This is a genomic window from Armatimonas sp., assembly GCF_043760365.1.
Taxonomy (GTDB): domain Bacteria; phylum Armatimonadota; class Armatimonadia; order Armatimonadales; family Armatimonadaceae; genus Armatimonas.
The window spans coordinates 1-4,819 of sequence record NZ_JAYUPA010000438.1 but is presented as its reverse complement, the minus strand read 5'-3'; the positions used below and the strand labels follow the sequence as shown (position 1 = coordinate 4,819).

The window sequence follows — 4,819 nt, the reverse complement described above, 5'->3', positions numbered from 1 at the left end:
CTTTGAAGGAATCGCTCAGGAATCAGACAACCTCCAGGCAGCACTTGAGTACGCCTGGCAGAGTGATCCCACTCGCGGTGCGCAACTGGCCACGGCGTTCTGGCGCTACTGGGATCGCCGCGGCCAGCACGACCTCGGTGTGATGCTTATGGAGAGCCTCCTAGAGACTCTTCCCACTCAAGAGGTTGCTCTGCGGGGCCGTGTTCAAGAGGCTCTAGGGCGAATTCTCTACTCCCAGCTCCGCTATGCCCGTTCGCTGATCTACCACCGACAGGCTTGGGAGAGCTACCAGCAGGCGGGAGAGCTTGCCTGCGCCGCACTGTCGCAGTGTATGACCGCCAGCGCTCAGCGAGAGGTTCACTCCAAATCCAAAGAGGATGTGAGCGTCCTGCTGGCCCAGTGTCTGGAAGGATACACGTATCTGGAGAGCCACGGAACCCTCCCCCAGAGGGCTACCGCTTCCCTTCAGTGCGGTGCCTTCTATACTCGCCTGGGTGACCTTGAGAAAGCACGTGGGTACCTGGAGCATTGCCTTGCTCTCAACCGAATCGTGGGTAACCAACGCGGTGTGTTCGTTGGGCTCTTTCTCCTAGGGCATGCCGAGCGCCACTGTGGGGATCTGCGCGCCGCAGTGACACTTGAACTTGAGGCTATGAAGATGGCCCAGCAGATTGGGGATGACTTCGCTGTGGCAACTGTCCTCTGGAATATCTACGGGATCTACCTACAGCTAGGTGAGTTCGATGAGGCCGAGGCCCGCATACGGGAGGGGCTTACCTTGACGCGCCAGCTCGGAATGCGTACCAAGCAGACCGTTTTTCTTACGGGAATGGGGCTTGTCTATACGGCGCGCGGCCAAGTCGAACCGGCACGTGAGTGGTTCCGGCAGGGGCTCCAGCATGCGGATGCCACCGGCGACGTTTCTGAGCTACTACACTGCGCCAGCCGGATGGTACGTCTCGCGCTGAAAGAGGCCCAAGACGAGCCGAGACCGCACCACCAGCGGCTAGCAGCCCTGCTCTTAGGGAGCCTTCTGCGCTTGGAGCAACTTCTTCAGCCACAGCAGCCGTACGAGTTTGGTGAGCCTCTTGATGAGGCTCTGCGGACAATAGAAAATGCACTGGGAACCCAAGACTTTTCTCGGGAGCGAGATCGCGCAAGACAGTACGATCGTAGTGCCGCTCTCCAGGTTTTCCTCCTCTACCCGGAGAGTGAAAACAGATGACTGAGACACAAAAACAGCTCCTGCGTGAGCTACTCACGACTGCGCTGGAGAGGTCCAAGGACGACGAAGCCACTCTGGCGAGACTTTTCTATAACCGGCTCTTCACGGTTGCACCAGAAGCACGTAGCCTCTTCCACAATAAGCTCCGTGTCCAAGAGGCAAAGCTGACAAGGATGCTGGAAACGATCCGCGACAGTTTGGAGCGCCTAGACAACCTCGTGCCCACGCTCTGGCAGTCCGGGCGCAATCACAAGCTCTATGGCGCGGAGAGTGCCCACTATGAGATCGTCGGGGAGGCACTACTCTGGGCGCTGGAGCAAAAATTGGGCATGGAAAGTGTCACCGACGAGGTGCGGGTGGCCTGGCAAGAGCTCTACAGCCTTGTCTCACTGATCATGCAGGAGGCGGCACAATCAGGCTAGCTCCGATTATTTTTCAGTTTTTTGGGTTTTCACGATTTTCTCACGGTGGATTCACTGTCCCTTTACGGTAGCCCCCTATGATGGGTACAACTTCAAACCCTGACTTAAGGAAACGAAAAATGAAAACTCTGAATCCACTGCTACCCATGGCCTACAGTGCCATCATTGCCCTTCCCCTGTTCCTCGCTCCTGCCGTAGCGCAGAATGCAGTTTTGCAAAACCCAACTATCCAGAACAACCTGCCACAGCTCGGGCTTGAGCCAAAGTCGTTTGCATTCTCCCCGAACCGGCCCCGGCTAGTGGTTCTCCTGCACGGCGTCACCAACCCACGCGAAAACTCTCCTGAGGAAGGAATCGGAACCTCCACCCACGCACGCTTCTACTGGGGCTACGACTTTATCCGCGCACTCATGGGTGTCCCCACAAATCCCGCCATCCAGCTGATCCAGCGAGGCAAGACCCGAACTGATCTTGCATTCATACAGGCTGACAACTGGACCGTCACCCCGAAAGATTCCTTAGATGCTCTTAAGTCAGAGGACGGCGATCTCGCACCCGTGCTTGTACCAGATTTGATGTTCAAGAGGTCGGAAGGACGCGTCAGTGCTGATGATTTCAAAGCCGAACCCAACCCGAAGACTGCTGTTATGGTGACGTTTCGCGATGGCTCGGAGCATCTAATGCCCCAACTGGGAGACGCTATCGACCAGATATTCAGCACGTACCGGCAGACGTTTGGGCATCTGCCCGAGGCCAGCCAGCCGCAGATCTACCTCATGGGGCACAGCTTCGGGGGAGTCGTGGCCCGAGCGATCCTCACCAACCCCGAAGGTTCCGATCTCTACGGTGGCCGACTCAACTCTGGTCAGCGTCAGCGGGCCGACTATCTGCGCCGCCGCGTGGTGAATGTCACAACGATCTCCGCACCGCACACCGGAACGATCATCCCTGAGATGACGACCGATGTGGATCGAATTCTGAAAACAGGTCAATCGCTCCTTCCTAGCACGGCATCTCTGAAGAAGCAAGGGCCATTGGAGAAGATCAAGTCCGCTATTGTCGATAGTGGCGTGGGGAAACTTCACGATGCCCTGGACAAGGCGATAAAGTCAGCCAGTGGCAACCGAGACTCTCTGCACGACATTTTGCGGATGGCGGAGTACAACAAAGGAATTCTCTCACCAGAGAAAGCGACTCGGGTGGACGGTTCCCTGGTGCCTATCTTCACCCTCGGTGGGCGAAACCCGGGCGGGATGTTCTTCGACCGCAATCGCGCTCCTTTTATCGGAGGGGGACGGGTTCTCCCGCACACCCTCATTGACGTTATGGGGGCTGGCCGGTTTCCATCAAACGGCGGGTCGCTGTATCTAATTGAGTCGCTCCTGCATCGGGCAGGCTATGGGAAAGCCAATGGCAAGCCGTGGGGAGCCGCTATGATTCCAGAGGCCGATATAATGTCCTCACCGATGCGAGGCATCACCTCCAGCCTCACGACGACGCAACTGTCCAACAAGTGGCAGACAACCAGCTCGCTTCCGATGATTGCCGGAGTCCTCGCAGATGGCTTTACTGCCAATCCCTATGCGCTGGGAAGCGACGGCGAGAACGATACCGACGGCTTCTGTGGCTTCGACTCGTCACATGGCCTCGCGGTCGCGCCGACCAAGCCGTACTGGTGGAAGGGGCTCTACGGTGCACGTTATGGCTCGTTGATGCCCTGGGATCAGGACAACCACGGCTCACTGATGTTCAATGTCGGCAACGGTCTCTATCTTTATAATGAAATGCTTTGCAAAGCGGGGCCGATTCCGGCGGCCAACTCTGATCTTGGACTCTGGACGCCCAGCACATCTAACAATCTGGCAAAGCATAACATCAAGATTGATATTGCCAGAGTATGGAGCCGTGATGGCAAGATTGACCCTCAAACCGGTCGTGAAAAGACAAAATTGGGTGATTTTGATGTTTCTGTCCGCGTTGCTGGGAACCTGAAGAAATTTGCTTGCAAAGAGGACGCGAAATCAACTACATACGTCGGTTTTCACGAAATCAGCAACACACCCCAGTCTGTTATTCCAATCGTCATTTCCGTAATAGACCGTGATCGTGAACTTCCCAACGACCCAGACGATGACTGCGTGCTCTCCCCGGAAAAAGGCCGCGACAACCTCTACCTCTACTTTGACACGCGTACCGGTCGAATCTACGGAGACGCCACGGGCAAAGCGGGTGAGGAGATCACTGTTGGTGGCTACAAGGGCGCCTACAACCCCGTTGGGGTCGCGTTCAAGATAACGGGAAACTGACCGTAAAATCGCCCTAGAAAGAAAAAAGTCCGCTGGCAAGCCTGCCAGCGGACTTTTTTCTTTTTTCTTTTTTTCATTTCACGGTTTTCTCACGGTAGGCTCACTGCCCCTTTACGGACGGGGCCTAAGATGGGGATAACTTTACAACCTGACGGTGAGGAACCTAAGATGAACATCAACAACAAGACGATTTTTGCGCTCACGGCGCTTGCGACACTCCTGGTCGGTTTCCCTGGAATCTGCCGGGCACAGACTGCCACGGAAGCCCCCAAAGCGTCCTCCGAAGCCCCCAAGACCAAGCGTGTCATGGTCGTAACCTTCCAGCAGCTTGATCGCAAGGTCAAAGACAATATCCCTCTGGGCCAGGAAATTGCGGATCGTGTGACACAGGGGCTCGTTCAGCAAGGAGCCCGCGTGGTGGAGCGTGCTGACTTAGCTGCAATCGAGAAGGAGCGTGGCTTGATTGCAGGCAATGGCGATAAAGGGGCTGTTCTGGAGCTAGGGAAGCTCAAGGGAGCTGCCGTGGCGATCATGGGCAAGGTCACTGAGTTTGGCATTGTTGAAAAACAAAGCTCTCCAGGAAACGAGGTTACCAAATCACTGCTAGGTAGGTTCAAGCCCGTAAAAGATAAAGTGGTGGGTAAGGCATTCGAGCTACGGGTGAGCATGGATGTCCGCCTGGTGAGTATCGAGACCGGGGATATTCTGGCGGCATCCAGCGTGCTAGTAACTGAGGGAACGGATGAGAGCGATATCAACTCCCTGCTGAGCAAGAGCTTTGGAGGGGCTGAGCTGCTCAAGCTGGGCCTGAGTGCGGTGCTGGGAAGCAAGAAAACGGAGCAGGATTCTCAGGCCACGCCTCCTGC

At 56.1% G+C, this 4,819-nt stretch carries 4 protein-coding genes; all 4 read left to right on the top strand.

Annotated features, from left to right (window positions below):
• Positions 1-1,225: tetratricopeptide repeat protein (locus ACH2EH_RS10310; protein WP_395141369.1), on the top strand; the 1,225-nt coding region annotated here is incomplete at its 5' end.
• Complete coding sequence (locus ACH2EH_RS10305; protein ID WP_395141367.1) at positions 1,222-1,647, top strand: globin domain-containing protein; 426 nt, start codon at positions 1,222-1,224, stop codon at positions 1,645-1,647. The genes ACH2EH_RS10310 and ACH2EH_RS10305, both read left to right, overlap by 4 nt.
• Positions 1,648-1,766: 119 nt before the next feature.
• A complete protein-coding gene (locus tag ACH2EH_RS10300; protein ID WP_395141365.1) occupies positions 1,767-3,953 on the top strand; it encodes a hypothetical protein in 2,187 nt (728 codons plus the stop codon).
• 168 nt (positions 3,954-4,121) lie between these two features.
• On the top strand, positions 4,122-4,819 hold a 698-nt coding region (locus tag ACH2EH_RS10295; protein WP_395141363.1), incomplete at its 3' end, for a CsgG/HfaB family protein.